Origin of the sequence: Halomonas flagellata (genome assembly GCF_022487945.1) — a bacterium.
GTDB classification, from domain to species: Bacteria; Pseudomonadota; Gammaproteobacteria; order Pseudomonadales; family Halomonadaceae; genus Halomonas; species Halomonas flagellata.
This window is the reverse complement of sequence record NZ_JAKVPY010000006.1, coordinates 69,935-85,951: the sequence shown is the minus strand read 5'-3', so window position 1 is coordinate 85,951 and position 16,017 is coordinate 69,935. Positions and strand designations below refer to the sequence as shown.

Sequence of the window (16,017 nt, the reverse complement as noted above, 5' to 3'; positions counted from 1 at the left end):
CGGCTCAGAACTGGGCCACTTCCGCCTCGGTGAGTTCACGCCACTCCCCGGGCGCCAGTCGCTCATCGAGCACCAGCGGGCCGATCGACTCCCGGTGCAGGGCCTCCACATGATGGCCGATGGCGGCAAACATGCGCTTCACCTGGTGGTACTTGCCCTCGTGGAGGGTCAGCTCGGCCTCGGTGGCGGAGCGCATGACCAGCTCGGCGGGACGCGTGGTCTTCTCCTCGCCCTCGAGCTCGATCCCCTCGGCGAAGCGCGTCACCGCGTGGGCCAGGGCATCGCCGACCAGGGGGTCGGCCAGGCTCACCCGGTAGACCTTGCCGCAGCGGCGACGCGGCGAGGTGACCCGATGGGACCACTGGCCGTCGTCGGTGAGCAGCACCAGGCCGGTGGTGTCCACGTCCAGGCGGCCCACCGTCTGCAGCCGCTCGACATGGGGCAGGTCGATCAGCTCCCTGACCAGCGGATAGAGCCCCCGGCGAGCACTGCACTCGACTCCCGACGGCTTGTTGAGCATCACGTAGCGCAGCCCCACCAGCGCCAGGCGCTCGCCGTTCCAGGTCACCACACTCCGTTCGTCGACCTGGGTCGCGGGGTTCTTGACCACCTCGCCATCCACGCGAACCTCCTCGCGATGCATCGCCTTCTTGGCCAGGCTGCGGGTCAGCGCGGTGGTCTCGGTGAGAAATCGGTCCAGCCGCATCAGAAGCCGACTCCGTCGGCGAGGCCGAAGTGGTCGGCGTCGCGCCAGGCGGGGAACTTCTCGCGGAAGGCGTCGAGCTCGCCCCGGTCGAGGCTCGCGGTGCGCACGAAGGGCGTGTCCCTCGGCTCGTCGATCACCGCCTCGCCCTTGAAGTCGACCAGCATGGAGTCGCCGGCATAGGCGAGTCCCTTGGCATCCTCGCCGACCCGGTTGACGCCGATCACCGGGCAGAGGTTCTCGATGGCCCGCGCCTGCAGCAGGATGCGCCAGGGGTGACGCCGCGGTGCCGGCCAGTTGGCCACGCAGAGCAGCAGGTCATACTCGAAATGCTCGCCGGGCGCCGGCTGCTGGCGCAGCCAGACCGGGAAGCGCAGGTCGTAGCAGACGCTGAGCAGGACCCGAAAGCCCTTGAGCTCGACGATCACCCGTTCGTGCCCCATGGCGTAGCGCTCGTGCTCGCCGGCCATGCGGAACAGATGGCGCTTGTCGTAATGCACCAGGCTGCCATCGGGCCGTGCCCAGATCAGCCGGTTGAAGTAGTCGCCGTTCTCCACCACGGCGACGCTACCGGTGACCACGCAGCCACGCCCGCATGCCTGGTCCTTCAACCAGGCCACGGTAGCGCTCTCCTCCATGGGCTCGGCCATCTCCCGGGAGTTCATGGTGAAGCCGGTGGCGAACATCTCCGGCAGCACGATCAGGTCGGTGTCGTCGCCCCCCAGCTCGCCCAGGGTCTCTTCCAGCATCCGGCAGTTGGCGTCGGGATCTTCCCAGCGCAGATCGCACTGCACCAGGGTGGTTCTCAATTCGCTCATGCAGGGGGCTCCCGTCCAGGTGAAGTGGCATGGCATCAGCGTAACCCAGCGTCGGCCCGGCGTCAGCCGGCATGGCAGCCAGGCCAATAGCCTGCTAAGTTAGCGCTTTTCTGCCGTCGAGGCCTGCATGACCACCACCACCGCTCCCGACCAGGAAACCGGCAAGGGGGTTGCCTTCGGGCTGACCGCCTACGTCCTGTGGGGCTGCTTCCCGCTGTTCTTTGCGCTGTTCGAGGGCGTGCCGGCATTCGAGGTCCTGATCCATCGGGTGATCTGGTCCTGCGTCTTCCTGGTCGGGCTGGTCACCCTGCTCGGCCGCTGGTCCCCCATCCGCCAGGCGCTGCGCAAGCCGCATCGGCTGGGTCGGGTGCTGGGCGGTGCCCTGCTGATCGCGCTGAACTGGGGGCTCTACATCTACGCCGTGGAGACCCGCCAGGTGTTCCAGGCGAGCCTCGGCTACTTCATGACCCCGCTGGTCAACGTCGCCCTCGGCATGCTGGTGCTGCGCGAGGTCATGCACCGGCTGCAGGCCGTGGCCGTGGGGCTCGCCGCCCTGGCCATCGTCATCCAACTGGTACTGCTCGGCGAGCTGCCCTGGATCAGCCTGGCCCTGGCGCTCTCCTTCGGCACCTATGGCCTGCTGCGCAAGCAGGTGCCGCTGGATGGCCTCTCGGGGCTCTTCGTCGAGACCCTGCTGCTGCTGCCGCTGGGGCTCCTGGCCCTGACCTGGCTCGACCAGGCCGGCCTCTCCCATTTCCTCGGGGCCACGGACGTCACCCTGCTGCTGGTCGCCAGCGGCGTGGTCACCGCCCTGCCGCTGCTGGCCTTCGCCGGTGCGGCGCGCCGGCTGCGCCTGGCCACCCTGGGCTTTTTGATGTACCTCAACCCCAGCATCCAGTTCTTCATCGCCCTGCTGGTGTTCCGCGAGCCACTCTCGCCGGTCCAGCTCGGCACCTTCCTGCTGATCTGGGTCGGGCTGGCCCTCTACTCCTGGTCGGCCTGGCGCTCCGGCTGATAGCCGATTCGGAAGCCCCCCAGTGACGGCCATTGACGAACACCGGCACCGAGAGGTCGTGCATGATCTCGCCGGTATCGCGCTTGTAGGTCTGCAGCAGCAGGGTGTCCTGATGCGCCCCGCAACGCCGTCCGGTGGGGTCGTCGAAGATACGCTTGCTGCGGCTGAACTGCAGGTCGTGCTCGGGGTCGCCGGTCGGCGGCTGGCTGACCGTCAGGTTGTGGGTCGGCACGTAGCCGTTGCGATCGCAGCTGATGGCGTAGGCGAGGCTGAGACGCTCCAGCAGGGGCTCCTGGATGGCCGGCAGGTGCTGGTCGGTGAAGGCGTCGAAGCCGGTACGGTACTTGGGGGGCTGGGTGTCCGGCAAGGGATCGTAGCGGGGCTCGAACAGTGCGGCCAGGGTCAGCTCACCACGCTCGACGGCCTTCTCCAGCAACCGGCCGAACTGGTCGGCGGCCTCCCGCGCCGCCCGGAACACCTGCTGGTGGCGTCCCTCGAGCCGCTGCTGGGCCAGGGAGGCATCCACGGCCTCGGCCGCCGCCATCAGGGCGCGCGCCTGGCTGGCCAGGTCGTGCATGTCGCGATTGCCCTCGTCGACCTCGCGCTCGAGCGACGACAGGGTCCCGGCGACGCGACGGCTGTGGCGGCGGGTGTCTTCCATCGCCTCGGCGATGGCGGCGATCTCGCCCTCGACGCGATCGAAGTCCCCGGTCATCGCCGTGAGCTGCTCGCCCACCTGCTGCATCTCGGTGGCACGATCACCCACTCGGCCCATCAGGTGGCCGATGGTATCCACCACCTGGTGGCTGCTGCCGCCGATGTCCCCCACCAGCGACTCCACGCTGCGCGTCGCCTCGGCGGTCCGTCGTGCCAGCTCGCGCACCTCGCCGGCGACCACGGCGAAGCCCCGCCCGTGCTCGCCGGCACGCGCCGCCTCGATGGAGGCGTTCAACGACAGCAGGTTGGTCTGCTCGGCGATCTCCTCGATCAGCGAGGTCACGCTGCGCACGCTGTCGGCCTTCTGCTCCAGCGCCGCGAGCAGCCCCAGGGCCTCACGCGAGCGTTCTGCCAGGGCCTGCATGTCCACCACCACCCGGTCGAGGGCCTCGCGGCTCTCGTGGCTGGAGGCCCGGGAGCGGCTGGCCACCGAGGCCAGTTCGGCGGTGCCACTGGCGACCTGCTCGATGGCGCTGGTGATGGCGCTCATGCTGGAGGAGGCCTCGCGCACCACCCCCTCCTGACGCGCCAGGCGCTGGTCCATGCGATCGGCGTGGTGCGACACCTCGGCCGAGGCGATGGCCGTACTGCCGGCCCGCTCCACCAGGTCGTGGGCCATGCGGCGCAGCGACAGATAGTCGCGCACCGGCGGCAGCCAGCCGCGCAGCCCGCCCTGTTTCAGGGCATCGGCACCGGCGGCATGCACGGCCGACATGCCCGTGATGAACAGCAGCCCACCGGACAACCAGGCAAACCCCAGGGCGAGATAGAACGGCCAGTCGGCGCTCAGGAAGAACAGCGGCAGGAGAGCCGCTGCGGCCGTCACCAGGGCGGCCAAAGACATCAGGATACGCATCGCGGTCAAGACTCGATCAGAGTGGGATGATTCGTTATTGGAACGCTCTTCGAGGATGAAGCATAACGCCTTGACGGGCGGGGCTGTCCTGCACTTTGGCCTGACACACCAAGGTCGCACTCAAGCTATCTCCCGATCGGCCGATATTGGCGCTCCCTGCCCGGGCAAAGGCAACCAAGACTCAACCCGGCCCCCAATATCGTTTAGTCTGGTAGCCTTTCAGCGGCCCGCGTGGCCGGGTGTTCCTTCGACGACGACGAGACCGGATGCTCAAGCGCTATCTGCCGATCCTCACCTGGCTGCCCCATTACAACCGCCGGCTATGCGGTGCCGACCTGCTCGCCGGCATCATCGTCACCATCATGGTGATTCCCCAGTCGCTGGCCTACGCCATCCTCGCCGGCCTGCCCGCGGTGGTCGGCCTCTATGCCAGCATCCTGCCGCTGCTCGCCTACACCCTGCTCGGCACCAGCAGCACCCTGGCGGTGGGGCCGGTGGCGATCATCGCCCTGATGACCGGCGCCGCCCTGGCCGGGGTCGCCACCCCGGGCAGCCCGGAGTACCTCCAGGCCGCCCTGGTCCTCTCGCTGCTCTCGGGCGGCATGCTCACCCTCATGGGGCTGATGAGGATGGGCTTCTTCACCAACTTCCTGAGCCACCCGGTGATCGCCGGCTTCCTCTCCGCCTCGGGCATCCTGATCGCCGCCAGCCAGGCGGCCCACCTGCTCGGCATCGAGGCCAACGGCTATACCGTGGCCAAGCTCGGGCTGAGCCTGGCCGGCAACCTCGCCGGCACCCACTGGCCGACGCTCGCCATCGCTGCCGGCAGCCTGGCCTTCCTGGTGGCAGTGCGCCATGCAGGCAAGACGGCGCTGCAACGCCTGGGGCTGCCCGAGGGCATCGCCGCCCTGCTCGCCAGGGCCGGCCCGGTCCTCGCCGTGGTGGCCACCACCCTGCTCACCTGGCAGCTCGACCTGGCGAGCAAGGGCGTGGCGGTGGTCGGCGACATCCCGCGGGGCCTGCCGCCGCTGACCCTGCCGGGCTTCGATCTCTCGCTGTGGCGCACCCTGCTGGTGCCGGCGCTGCTGATCAGCCTGGTGGGCTTCGTGGAGTCGGTCTCCATGGCGCAGATGCTCGCCGCCAAGCGGCGCCAGCGCATCTCGCCCAACCAGGAGCTGATCGGCCTGGGAGGCGCCAACCTCGCCGCCGCCTTCACCGCCGGCATGCCGGTCACCGGCGGGCTGTCGCGTACCGTGATCAACTTCGAGGCCGGCGCCCAGACGCCCATGGCCGGCTTCTTCGCGGCCCTCGGCATCGGCCTGGTGACCCTGGCCCTGACCCCGCTGCTCCATCACCTGCCCATCGCCACCCTGGCCGCCACCATCACGGTGGCGATCCTCACCCTGGTCGACATCCCCATGATCCGCCAGACCTGGCGCTACTCGAAGAGCGACTTCTCGGCCATGGCGGCGACCATCCTGCTGACCCTGGTGGAAGGCGTAGAGGCCGGGATCGTCGCCGGCGTGCTGCTCTCCATCGGGCTCTTCCTCTACCGCACCAGCCGACCCCACAGCGCCCTGGTCGGCCGCATCCCGGGTACCGAGCACTTCCGCAACATCGAGCGCCACGACACCGAGACGGCCAGCCATGTCGCGCTGCTGCGCATCGACGAGAGCCTCTACTTCGCCAACGCCCGCTACCTCGAGGACACCGTCTATGCCCTGGTGGCGAGCCGGCCGGAGCTGGAACACGTGGTGCTGATCTGCTCGGCGGTCAACCTCATCGACGCCTCGGCACTGGAGAGCCTGGACGCCATCAACGCCCGCCTCAAGGACTCCGGGGTCACCCTGCACCTGGCCGAGATCAAGGGGCCGGTGATGGACCAGCTGAAGAACAGCGACTTCCTCGACGACCTCACCGGCCGGGTCTTCCTCAGCACCTATGCCGCCTGGTGCGAGCTGCGCCGGCAGGAGGAGTGAAAACGGCCGCGGAGCGTCTCCACCTTAGAGCCGCGCCTGCTCCTTCACCTTGTCGACGATATGCGCGCCGATGGGGATCGCCGACGTGGCCGCCGGCGACGGCGCGTTGCAGACATTGACGGTGCGCCGGGTGTTGACGAACAGGAAGTCGTCGATGAGCTTGCCGCCGCGGGATACCGCCTGGGCGCGCACCCCGGCCGGCCAGGGCTCGAGATCCTCGAGGGTCAGGCTCGGGCAATACTTGCGCACCTGCTCCAGATAGCTCCGCTTGAACAGCGAATTCTTCATTTCCGACAGGCCCGGCCTCAGGCTCCGTCCGAGGGCCTTGAGAATGCCCGGGTTGCTGAACATCCGCGCCATGTCGGTCAGCGAGACATCGTTCTTGTGATAGCCCTCGCGCTTGAGCGCCAGCACGGCATTGGGGCCGACGGTCACGCCGCCGTCGATCATGCGGGTCAGGTGCACGCCGAGGAAGGGCATGGCCGGGTCGGGAATCGGGTAGATCAGGTGGTTGACGATGCGATCGTGCTTCGCGGGCAGCCGATAGTACTCGCCCCGGAAGGGACAGATGGTGAAGCCGGGGTTCCGGCCCAGCATGCGGACCACCCGGTCGGCCATCAGGCCGGCGCAGGTGACCAGGTAGCGGGCGCTGAACTCCCCCCGGGAGGTGCGCACCACCACCTCGCCGTGGCGCTCGTCCAGGCCGGTGACCCGATGCCCGTAACGCAACTGCCCGCCGCGGCGCTCGAACTCCTCCGCCATCGCCTCGGTGACCCGGGCGAAGTCGACGATGCCGCTCGACGGCACGAAGATGGCACCCAGCCCGGTGATATGGGGTTCCCGCTCGCGCAGTGCCTCGGCGTCGAGCCATTCGCGCTCCAGGCCGCTGGCGGCGATGCGCTCCCAGAGCGCCTCCATGCGCTGCAACTCGAGGTCGTTGGTGGCCACCAGCAGCTTGCCGCAGATGTCATGCTCGATGCCGTGGGCCTGGCAGAACTCGCGGGTGGTACGGTTGCCCTCGCGGCAGAAACGAGCCTTGAGGCTGCCCGGCCTGTAGTAGACCCCGGCATGGATCACGCCGCTGTTGTGACCGGACTGGTGGCGCGCCGGCCCCTCCTCCTTCTCCAGCAGCAGCAGGCGGCGCTCGGGGAAGGCCTCGGCGAGTTGCATGGCGGTGGACATGCCGAGGATGCCGCCACCGATGATGATGAAGTCGAACACGGCACACCTCGAGGTTCGGGATCGCGATCAGGGGACACAGGCAGAATATCCATCATCCCGCCGAGTTTCCATTATCCTGAAGAAGTGGTCACGATTATCGCGAGTACCGACAATCGGGTATCATGGCAGGCGAATCAAGGAATGGCGACATCATGGAGAGCTCCCCCCGACAGAACCTGGGCATCAGTGCCTATCACTGGCTCAAGCGCGACATCATCCGCGGCGCCTTCCAGCCCGGCGAGAAGCTGCTGATGAGCCGGCTCAAGGAGCGCTACGACCTGGGCATCGGCCCCCTGCGGGAGGCCCTCTCGCAACTGGTGGCCGAGCGACTGGTGGTCGCCATCAGCCAGCGCGGCTACCGGGTGGCGCCGATGTCCCTGGCCGAGCTGGCCGACCTCTACGATGCCCGTGCGCAGATCGAGGCGATGATGCTGCGCCTGGCCATCGAGCGTGGCGACGACGCCTGGGAGGCCGGCATACTCGGCCGCGCCCATACGCTGGCCAAGGTGATGGAGGTGAACGGTCCCGACGAGCTGCTGGACATCTGGGATGCCCGCCACAAGGACTTCCACACCGCCATCGTCGGTGGCTGCAACTCCCCCCACCTGCTGCAGGTGCGCGAGACCCTGTTCAACCAGGTCGAGCGCTATCGGCACCTCTGGCTGCGCGAGACGGTCTTCTCCGACGAGGCCCTGGAGCGCAAGCGCCAGGAGCACGCGGCGCTGGTGGAGGTCATCCTGGCCCGCGACGCCGAGCGCGCCGCCGAGATGATGCGCGAGCACCTGATGACCCCCGTTCCCATCATCACCGAGGTGATGCACCGCCGCGGCCTGGCCTGAGGCCACCGGTTGACGTCACTCGCCTGCCAACGACATCGGTTGTCATACGCACGTCACCCCCGGGTATGAAACTGCTCGACAGGCACCGCCAGGCCAACCGGCGGTGTTACACTCAGAACGAGACCCGGTGCGCCATCGAGATGCGGCGCCAGACCCTGGAGACATACCCATGCCTCATCTGTTGCGATTTTCCCGTGATCTCGAAGCCCGCCTCGAGCGCCTCAGCCAGCAGACCGGGCTGAGCAAGGCCGCGCTGATCGAGCGCTGCGTCAACGACGGCGTGGCGGCCCTCGAGGCCCAGTTGCTGCTGGAGACCGCCGGTGCTGCCCGAGCGGAACGCAGCATCGATCAATTGCTGCGCGAGAGCGGCCTCGGCGCCTGAGCCCTTGCGTCACACGACTCACGCGAAGGCGGCGCGAAAGCGTCGGTAGTCGGCCAGCGCGCGTTCGCGGGCCACTGCCACCAGGCGCACCTCCTGACCCGGCAGGCACTGGGCGAGTCGACCGGCCGCCAGCGGGGTCAGCGCCCCCAGGCGCGGATAGCCGCCGATGGTCTGGCGGTCGTTGAGCAGCGCGATGGGCTGGCCGTCGGGCGGCACCTGGACCGCGCCCAGGCCGATGCCCTCGGAGATCATGCTGGTCACCCGGCAATGCAGCCGCGGGCCGGTCAGGCGCACCCCCATGCGGTCGGCGCGGTCGTCCACTCGCCAGGCGGCATTGAAGGCATCGAACAGGCTCGCCCCGCGGAACTCCCCGATCTGCGCCCCCGGCAGCAGCGCCAGCCGCGCGGCGCCCCGGTAGTCGGGGCGCTCGGCCTCCGGCGCCTCTCGCGGCGGCACCGCCCGGCCGGCCTCCTCTCCGACCCTCAGCGAGTCGCCCGCGGCCAGCTTGTGCCCCAGGCCATCATGGCCCCCCAGCCCCTCGCGCACCACGCAGGCCACGCTGCCCAGCACCGGTTCGGCCCGGAAGCCACCGACCACCGCCAGGTAGGCGCGCAGGCCATTGAGCGGCTGCGCGAAGGCCAGCACCTGCCCCTCACGGATCGCGACCGGCCGCCAACCCGGCAGCGCCTCGCCGTCGAGGGTCGCCCCGAGGTCTGCCCCGGCGACCGCCACCGTCAGGCCGCGCTCGGCCACCAGCTCGATACCGCCGAAGGTGATCTCCAGCGCCGCGGCCCCCCAGGGGTTGCCGACCAGCCAGTTGGCCCAGGCCCAGCCGTGCGGGTCGGCCGGACCGCCCTGGGTCACTCCCAGCTGGCGCACCCCGAAGCGGCCGGCATCCTGCAGCAGCGCCAGGGGGCCGGCACGCCTCACGCTCAGGCCGGAAACCGCAGCCGTCATCGCTCTGCCTCCATCGGGCGGGGGTCGCCCCCCTGGCGCTCGAACTCGGCCCGGTCGATGGGCACGAAACGCACCCGGTCCCCCAGGCGCAACAGGCTGAAGCCCTCGCGCCCGCGATCGAAGAGCCGGGCCGAGGTACGCCCGATCAGGTTCCAGCCACCGGGGGTGACCGCCGGATAGGCCGCGGTCTGCCGCCCCGCCACCGCCACGCTGCCCAGCGGCACCCGCTGACGTGGCGTGTCCAGCCTCGGGCACTCGAGCCGCTCGTCGAGCAGCCCCATGAAGGCGAACCCGGGCGCGAAGCCCAGGGCGAAGACCCGATAGAGCCGCTCGCTATGGCAGTCGATCACCGCCGCCACCGACAGGCCGGCGCGCTCGGCCAGCCGGGCAAGCTCCGGCCCGACGCTCTCGTCGTACCAGGTGGGCAGCTCGCGGATCTCGCCACCCACGGTGTCGGCATCCGGCGTGAGTCCGGCGAGCACCTCCCCGAGGCGACGCCGGGCCAGCTCGGGGTCGAGCTTGAGCGGGTCGAAGACCACCAGCAGCGTGGTATAGGACGGCACCAGGTCCACCAGGTCGGCACCGAGGGCCGCCTCGCACTGCCGCGTCAGGGCGGTGAGCCAGGGCAGGTTGGCCTCGTCGATGGCATCGAACAGCCTGATCAGCCAGGCATCCAGGCCGGCGGCCTCGAGGCGGGGCAACGGCATCGCGACCTGCCCGGTCATGACGGCGGCTCGAGCCGATCCAGCGCCTCGCGGATCGCCTTCACCGCGGCGATGGACTCCGGGTTGTCGCCATGCACGCAGAGCGTATCCGCCGCCAGCACCAGCTCGCTGCCGTCGCTGGCCGTGATCGCTTCCCCGCTGGCGATGCGGCACGCCTGGTCGACGATCACCGCCGGGTCGTGGTGCACCGCCCCCGGCTCGCGACGTGGGACCAGCCGCCCCTGGCCATCGTAGGCGCGGTCGGCGAAGGCCTCGAACCACAGCGTCACGCCCTGCTGTTCGGCCAGCTCGCGCATCGCCGCGGTGTCGCGGGTCGCCATCGCCATCAGCGGCAGCCGGGCATCGTAGGCGAGGACCGCCCGCATCACCGCCGAGAGGATCCCGGGGTCGCGGGCCATGTCGTTGTAGAGCGCCCCATGGGGCTTGACGTAGCCCACCTCGAGCCCCTCGGCCCGGGCGATACCGGCCAGGGCGCCGACCTGATAGAGCACCAGGTTCTCGACCTCCCCCGCGGAGCAGGCCAGGGAGCGGCGGCCGAAACCGACCAGGTCCGGGTAGGCCGGGTGCGCCCCCACGGTGACGCCGTGCTCCCTGGCCAGGCGGACCGTCCGGCGCATCACGTCGGGGTCGGAGGCGTGGAAGCCGCAGGCGACGTTGGCCAGGTCCACACAAGGCATCACCTCGTGGTCGAGCCCCATCACCCAGGGGCCGAAGCTCTCTCCCATGTCGGCGTTGAGCAGCAGTCGTGGCATGGCGATCTCCTGACAAGCGGTCGAGCCGTCGAAAGCGATTTATCGATAAATTGACAATAAAACAGAGGCATTTAGGATAAAAAACATTGATATAACGTGTAACACGCATGCGGGTCTAGCGACATGCGTGCCCGAGTGAAAAGGCCACTATGCTCAGGATGGACCCGAGGGGGCGGTGCCGCGAGGGTATTGCCCCTCATCAGCCGACAACAAGATTTCAGAAGGAGACTTCACCATGACTGCCAGGACACCGCTGCTGGCCGGCCTGACGTCGGTTGCCGCCCTGAGCCTCGGCCTGACCACCCTGAGCGTCTCGGCCCAGGCCGCCACCGAGTGGGACATGCCGACGCCCTACGGCGACCGGACCTTCCATACCGTGAATATCCGCGAGTTCGCCGACGACGTGCGCGAGCGCACCGACGGCGAGCTCGACATCACCGTGCACGCCAACGGTTCGCTGATCGGCCATCCCGAGATCAAGAACTCGGTGCGTCGCGGCATCGTGCCCATCGGCGAGTTGATCATGTCGCGGCTGGCCAACGAGAACCCGATCTACGAGGTCGACTCGGTGCCCTATCTGGCGGCCAGCTACGAGGAGGCCTGGGCGCTATGGGAAGCCTCCCGCGAGATCATCGCCGAGGAGCTCGCCCAGCAGGGCCTGCGGATCCTCTTCGCCGTGCCCTGGCCGCCCCAGGGCATCTACACCCAGCAGGCGGTGGAAGGCCCGGATGACCTGCGCAACCTCAGCATGCGCGCCTACAACACCGCCAGCGAGCGGCTGGCCCAGCTCGTCGGCGCCGTGCCCACCCAGGTCGAGGTGCCCGACATTCCCACCGCCTTCAGCACCGGGCGTGTCGACGCCATGGTCACCTCCCCGGCCACCGGCGCCGATACCAAGGCCTGGGACTACCTGAGCCACTTCAACCATGCCCAGCTGTGGCTGCCCAAGAACATGGTAATCGTCAGCGAGCAGGCCTTCTCGCGCCTCGACGAGGCCACGCGGGAGGCGGTGCTCGAGGCCGCCGCGGCCGCCGAGGAGCGCGGCTGGGAGATGAGCCGCCAGGAGACCGACGACGCCCTCGCGGTGCTGCGCGAGCACGGCATCGAGGTCAGCGAGCCGACCCCCGAGCTGGCCGAGCTGCTCGCCGAGATCGGCGAGACCATGACCGAGGAGTGGTCCGAGCGTGCCGGCGACCAGGGCGCCGCCATCCTCGAGGCCTACGAAGCCGCCCGTCCCTGATTCCGCTCCGAGCGCCCCGGTGCCCACCACCGGGGGTCTCCGGCCCTCGCACAGGGTGAAGTCTCATGCGTTACCGACTCCGTCCGCTCTACGACCTGGGCGGCTACCTGGCCGCCGCCTGCCTGTGCCTGATCTGCGGCCTGATCACCGCCCAGATCCTCGGGCGCATCATCGATCTCATCGCCACCCGGGTGGGCGGCGATCGCATCGGCCTGGCCATTCCCGGCCTCGCCGAGATCTCCGGCTTCCTGCTGGTCGGCGCCACCTTCCTCGGGCTGGCCTACACCTTCGTCCACGGCGGCCATATCCGCGTGACCCTGCTGATCGGCCGGCTTCCGCCCGCCACCCGGGTCTTCGTCGAGGCCTTCTGCCTGAGCGTGGCCCTGGCACTCTGCCTCTACCTCGCCTGGAACCTCTACTGGCTGCTCGAGGACAGCATCGCCTTCAACGAGACCTCCTACGGCCTGCTGCGCATTCCGCTGTGGATCCCCCAGTCGGCCATGCTCGCCGGCGTGGTGCTGTTCTGCCTGGCGCTGCTCGAGACCTGGCTCGCCACGCTGCGTACCGCCACTACCCGGCCTTCGGCCTTCACCATCGACGACAGCGGCCACGAGTGAGCCCCGGAGACCGACCATGCTCCTGATGATGACGATCCTCTTCGCGGCCCTGCTGCTGCTGCTCGGCAGCGGCGTCTGGGTGGCCTTCTCGCTGCTCGGGCTCGGCTGGCTGGGGCTCTCCCAGTTCACCTCTATCCCCACCGGCGACGTCATGGCCTCGAACATCTGGGGCTCCAGCTACAGCTGGGAGCTCACCGCCCTGCCGATGTTCATCTGGATGGGCGAGATCCTGTTCCGCTCGAAACTCGCCGACGACATGTTCACCGGCCTGTCGCCCTGGATGCAGCGCATCCCCGGGCGGCTGCTGCACACCAACGTGGTGGGCTGCGGACTGTTCGCCGCCGTCTCCGGCTCCTCGGCGGCGACCTGCGCCACCATGGGCAGGATGACCATCCCCGAGCTCACCCGCCGCGGCTACGACGAGCGCCTGGTCATCGGCACCCTGGCCGGCTCGGCCACCCTGGGGCTGCTGATCCCGCCCTCGATCATCCTGATCGTCTTCGGGGTGGCCACCGACCAGTCCATCGCCCGCCTGTTCGTGGCCGGCATCTTGCCCGGCCTGCTGCTGGTCTCGCTGTTCGCCGCCTACCTGATGCTCTGGGCCTGGCGCTTTCCCGACCGCATACCACCCGCCGAGGCCGGCCTGCCGCTGGGCGAGAAGCTGCGCCGGGCCCGCCGGCTGATTCCCATGCTGGCGCTGATCGTCGGCGTCATCGGTTCCATCTACACCGGCCTGGCCTCGCCCACCGAGGCCGCCGCCGTGGGGGTGGTGCTCTCGCTGCTGCTGGCCCGGGTCCAGGGCACCATGGGCCGCCTGGTGTTCCGCGACGCCCTGCTCGGCGCGGTGCGCACCTCGACCATGATCGCCTTCATCCTCGCCGGGGCGAGCTTCCTCACCGCCGCCATGGGTTTCACCGGCCTGCCCCGGGAGCTCGCGGCCTGGATCGCCACCCAGGGCCTCTCGCCCTTCATGCTGCTGGCGGCGCTGACGGTCTTCTTCATCCTGCTGGGCTGCTTCCTGGACGGCATCTCGGTGGTGGTGCTGACCACCTCGATCATGCTGCCCATGGTGGAGGCCGCCGACATCGACCTGATCTGGTTCGGCATCTACCTGGTGATCGTGGTGGAGATGTCGCAGATCACCCCGCCGGTGGGCTTCAACCTCTTCGTGCTGCAGGGCATGACCGGCCGCAATATCCTCGCCATCGCCTGGGCGGCCATGCCGTTCTTCTTCCTGATGATGCTCGGCGTGGTGCTGATCAGCCTCTTCCCCGGCATCGTCACCTGGCTACCGGACGCCATGGGCAACCGGTGATGCGCAAGGAGTCCCCGATGACCGGCCACTACACGCCGCGCGGGCCCGCCGCCGTCTCGGCCAGCACCGCTCGGGGGTCGCGGGGATAGAAGCGCTCCGGCTGGCGCTCCACATGGGGAAAGAAGCGGGTGTCCTTGTAGGGCATCTTCATGAAGCCCGACACACCGAGCCCCTCGATCAGGTCCACCGCGGCGAGGATGTCCTCGAGGCGGCGCCGGAACTCCGCTTCCCGGGAGGGGTCGAGCAGCCGGTAATAGCTGTGGATCTTGAGGTGCTCGGGTAGCGCCTCGAAGATGATCATGCCGGTGTGGTGGATGTCGTTGAGCGCCTCCAGCGAGGCGATGATCGCCTCGGGCAGCACCAGGAACTCCTCCGGGTCGGGCCCGTCCTCGAAGTAGCTGTGCAGCCGGCTGCGATCCTCGAGCTCGGGCACCGCGCTGACCTCGTAGGCCAGGCGCATGCCCGGCTCGACGACGAAAGGGCGGTCCGGCCCCTCGCGGTCCAGGTGCAGGGTATCGCGGGCGTTGAACAGGCAGCTCTTGAAGATGCCCTGGCGATAGATCGCCCGGGCCAGGTGCACCATGTTGTTCACCGCGGCGACGAAGGCCGGCTTGAGCGACGGGTCGTGCAGGTTGAGCGAGGTATCGATATAGACCCCGTCGACCTCCCAGCGCACCGCCAGCCCGCCCACCACCGGGTAGCGACCCAGCCGGCTCACCGCGGCGAGGAAGGCCTTCTCGGTCTCGCCCATGCCCTGCATGAAGTTCCTGTAGTAGCGGTCGAGCTGGACGTCGTTGACGTCGTTGAGCGTCTCGCGACCGCCCTCCTCGCGCAGGAAGGCCTTGCGCGAGCTGTAGACCACGGTGTCGATCTCGCGGCTCGCCGGTCGCCCCCAGACCGGCACCAGCGCGGTCGGCGGTGGCTCGGGCAGGTCGAGCATCACCAGCCGCGCGAGCCTGGGCATCGCGCGGATGAAGTGATCGCCGGCCTTCAGGCGCACCCGCGGATCCGGGTCGAGCATGCCGTCGAGCATGCGGGCGAACTCCATGGGCAGCCCCAGGGAGGTCGCGGGAATGGCCCGGTGGCCGAAGCGGCAGGACTGGGCCGAGGCCAGGGCGTAGAGGGTGCCGGCGGCGCCCTGCTCGTCGAAGCGGGGCGACGACAGGGCGCCGTTCAACTGCTCCTCGCCGATGAAATAGACATCGCCCAGGCGGGCGTTGGTCTGCTGCAGGTTGTCCGACATCAGTTCCATGACGTTGGCCGCCACGAACTGCTGGTTGGCATCGAGCTGGGCGAACACCGAGGAGCCCCAGTCGATCAAGGCGATGCGCTCGGTGGCGGCGTCGAACACCAGGTTGGAGGGCTTGATGTCGCCGTGCACCACCGGCCTGCCCGCCGGGCCCGACTCGCGCCGGAGCCCGCGCAGGATATCCGCCAGCTGGTCGGCGATGCGCACCACCAGGCGCGGCGACAGCCGCCCCTCGCGCAGCGAGACCTCCTCCAGGTTGATCCCCGGCGCCCGCTGCATCACCAGGATCGACTGGTGGCGCACGCGCTGGTAGGCGATCAGCCTGGGCACCCGGGGGTGGTCGACCTGCTCCAGCATGAAGGCCTCCTCCTCGAGGCGGTCCTGCAGATGCTGGGGCAGGTTGACCCGGGTGAACTTGAAGACGTACTCGTCGCCCAGCGCCGTCACCCCGGCGAAGACGAAGCCGTAGGCCCCCTTGCCGATCAGCTCGATGTCCCGGTAGCCCAGCTGCTCGAGCTGGGCCTGACACAGCGCCACCCACTCCTTGAGCTTGCGGGCGTCGTCGTGGCTGAGCAGGTAGATCGACTGCTCTTCCGGGATATAGAACTGCTGCAGTGGAGCATGGGACATTA

15 protein-coding genes are annotated in these 16,017 nt (G+C 69.1%); 7 read left to right on the top strand and 8 right to left on the bottom strand.

Annotated elements, in window-relative coordinates; all coding sequences use genetic code 11:
* Window positions 1-4: 4 nt before the first annotated feature.
* Both MKP05_RS06535 and MKP05_RS06530 read right to left on the bottom strand, forming a co-directional pair.
* Window positions 5-706: a pseudouridine synthase gene (locus MKP05_RS06535; protein WP_240567558.1), complete on the bottom strand. Its 702-nt coding sequence runs from the start codon at window positions 704-706 to the stop codon at window positions 5-7.
* Entirely contained in the window at window positions 706-1,521 is an 816-nt protein-coding gene (locus MKP05_RS06530) for an amidohydrolase (RefSeq protein WP_240567556.1), read from the bottom strand. Before MKP05_RS06530 ends, MKP05_RS06535 begins: the two co-directional genes overlap by 1 nt.
* A 127-nt stretch (window positions 1,522-1,648) precedes the next feature.
* On the opposite strand from MKP05_RS06530, the gene rarD reads away from it, so the two are divergent.
* Window positions 1,649-2,536, top strand: coding sequence for an EamA family transporter RarD (rarD, locus tag MKP05_RS06525; RefSeq protein ID WP_240567554.1), 888 nt, complete (start codon window positions 1,649-1,651; stop codon window positions 2,534-2,536).
* Here the strand turns inward: rarD and MKP05_RS06520 are convergent.
* Entirely contained in the window at window positions 2,424-4,109 is a 1,686-nt protein-coding gene (locus MKP05_RS06520) for a methyl-accepting chemotaxis protein (RefSeq protein ID WP_240567552.1), read from the bottom strand. The genes rarD and MKP05_RS06520 overlap by 113 nt on opposite strands.
* 266 nt (window positions 4,110-4,375) lie before the next feature.
* Here MKP05_RS06520 and MKP05_RS06515 point away from each other — a divergent pair, with 266 nt between their 5' ends.
* Complete coding sequence (locus MKP05_RS06515) at window positions 4,376-6,088, top strand: SulP family inorganic anion transporter (protein ID WP_240567550.1); 1,713 nt, start codon at window positions 4,376-4,378, stop codon at window positions 6,086-6,088.
* Between the two features lie 24 nt (window positions 6,089-6,112).
* On the opposite strand, the gene lhgD is transcribed toward MKP05_RS06515, so the two are convergent.
* A complete protein-coding gene (gene lhgD / locus MKP05_RS06510; RefSeq protein ID WP_240567548.1) occupies window positions 6,113-7,309 on the bottom strand; it encodes an L-2-hydroxyglutarate dehydrogenase in 1,197 nt (398 codons plus the stop codon).
* A gap of 152 nt (window positions 7,310-7,461) precedes the next feature.
* Between lhgD and csiR the strand changes: the two genes are divergently transcribed.
* Entirely contained in the window at window positions 7,462-8,148 is a 687-nt protein-coding gene (csiR, locus tag MKP05_RS06505) for a DNA-binding transcriptional regulator CsiR (RefSeq protein WP_240567546.1), read from the top strand.
* A gap of 169 nt (window positions 8,149-8,317) precedes the next feature.
* A complete protein-coding gene (locus tag MKP05_RS06500; protein ID WP_240567544.1) occupies window positions 8,318-8,530 on the top strand; it encodes a hypothetical protein in 213 nt (70 codons plus the stop codon).
* 18 nt (window positions 8,531-8,548) lie between these two features.
* Here the strand turns inward: MKP05_RS06500 and MKP05_RS06495 are convergent, their stop codons facing one another.
* Genes MKP05_RS06495 through MKP05_RS06485 form a run of 3 tightly spaced genes read right to left on the bottom strand, consistent with a single transcriptional unit; the run spans window position 8,549 to window position 10,964 of the window.
* The gene (locus tag MKP05_RS06495) at window positions 8,549-9,487 is read right to left on the bottom strand and encodes a 5-oxoprolinase subunit C family protein (RefSeq protein ID WP_240567542.1); all 939 of its coding nucleotides are present in this window, start codon (window positions 9,485-9,487) and stop codon (window positions 8,549-8,551) included.
* A complete protein-coding gene (pxpB, locus tag MKP05_RS06490) occupies window positions 9,484-10,212 on the bottom strand; it encodes a 5-oxoprolinase subunit PxpB (RefSeq protein WP_240567539.1) in 729 nt (242 codons plus the stop codon). Before pxpB ends, MKP05_RS06495 begins: the two co-directional genes overlap by 4 nt.
* Window positions 10,209-10,964, bottom strand: coding sequence for a 5-oxoprolinase subunit PxpA (locus tag MKP05_RS06485; RefSeq protein WP_240567536.1), 756 nt, complete (start codon window positions 10,962-10,964; stop codon window positions 10,209-10,211). Before MKP05_RS06485 ends, pxpB begins: the two co-directional genes overlap by 4 nt.
* Before the next feature lie 235 nt (window positions 10,965-11,199).
* Here MKP05_RS06485 and MKP05_RS06480 point away from each other — a divergent pair, with 235 nt between their 5' ends.
* The 3 genes from MKP05_RS06480 (at window position 11,200) to MKP05_RS06470 (ending at window position 14,136) form a co-directional block, all read left to right on the top strand.
* A complete protein-coding gene (locus MKP05_RS06480; RefSeq protein WP_240567534.1) occupies window positions 11,200-12,204 on the top strand; it encodes a TRAP transporter substrate-binding protein in 1,005 nt (334 codons plus the stop codon).
* 65 nt (window positions 12,205-12,269) lie between these two features.
* Window positions 12,270-12,821 carry a TRAP transporter small permease gene (locus MKP05_RS06475; RefSeq protein WP_240567532.1) on the top strand — a complete coding sequence of 184 codons (552 nt, stop codon included), beginning with the start codon at window positions 12,270-12,272 and terminating at the stop codon, window positions 12,819-12,821.
* Window positions 12,822-12,837: 16 nt separating this feature from the next.
* Entirely contained in the window at window positions 12,838-14,136 is a 1,299-nt protein-coding gene (locus MKP05_RS06470) for a TRAP transporter large permease (protein ID WP_240567530.1), read from the top strand.
* A gap of 28 nt (window positions 14,137-14,164) precedes the next feature.
* On the opposite strand, the gene MKP05_RS06465 is transcribed toward MKP05_RS06470, so the two are convergent.
* Window positions 14,165-16,015, bottom strand: a complete 1,851-nt coding sequence (locus tag MKP05_RS06465) for a protein kinase domain-containing protein (protein ID WP_240567528.1) — start codon at window positions 16,013-16,015, stop codon at window positions 14,165-14,167.
* Between the last annotated feature and the right edge of the window lie 2 nt (window positions 16,016-16,017).

Coding starts and splice junctions, on each gene's coding strand:
- MKP05_RS06530 (WP_240567556.1), bottom strand. CDS start 1,521: ATGAGCGAATTGAGAACCACCCTGGTGCAGTGCGATCTGCGCTGGGAA.
- MKP05_RS06520 (WP_240567552.1), bottom strand. CDS start 4,109: ATGCGTATCCTGATGTCTTTGGCCGCCCTGGTGACGGCCGCAGCGGCT.
- MKP05_RS06485 (WP_240567536.1), bottom strand. CDS start 10,964: ATGCCACGACTGCTGCTCAACGCCGACATGGGAGAGAGCTTCGGCCCC.
- pxpB (WP_240567539.1), bottom strand. CDS start 10,212: ATGACCGGGCAGGTCGCGATGCCGTTGCCCCGCCTCGAGGCCGCCGGC.
- MKP05_RS06470 (WP_240567530.1), top strand. CDS start 12,838: ATGCTCCTGATGATGACGATCCTCTTCGCGGCCCTGCTGCTGCTGCTC.
- csiR (WP_240567546.1), top strand. CDS start 7,462: ATGGAGAGCTCCCCCCGACAGAACCTGGGCATCAGTGCCTATCACTGG.
- MKP05_RS06465 (WP_240567528.1), bottom strand. CDS start 16,015: ATGTCCCATGCTCCACTGCAGCAGTTCTATATCCCGGAAGAGCAGTCG.
- MKP05_RS06480 (WP_240567534.1), top strand. CDS start 11,200: ATGACTGCCAGGACACCGCTGCTGGCCGGCCTGACGTCGGTTGCCGCC.
- MKP05_RS06535 (WP_240567558.1), bottom strand. CDS start 706: ATGCGGCTGGACCGATTTCTCACCGAGACCACCGCGCTGACCCGCAGC.
- rarD (WP_240567554.1), top strand. CDS start 1,649: ATGACCACCACCACCGCTCCCGACCAGGAAACCGGCAAGGGGGTTGCC.
- MKP05_RS06515 (WP_240567550.1), top strand. CDS start 4,376: ATGCTCAAGCGCTATCTGCCGATCCTCACCTGGCTGCCCCATTACAAC.
- MKP05_RS06495 (WP_240567542.1), bottom strand. CDS start 9,487: ATGACGGCTGCGGTTTCCGGCCTGAGCGTGAGGCGTGCCGGCCCCCTG.
- MKP05_RS06475 (WP_240567532.1), top strand. CDS start 12,270: ATGCGTTACCGACTCCGTCCGCTCTACGACCTGGGCGGCTACCTGGCC.
- MKP05_RS06500 (WP_240567544.1), top strand. CDS start 8,318: ATGCCTCATCTGTTGCGATTTTCCCGTGATCTCGAAGCCCGCCTCGAG.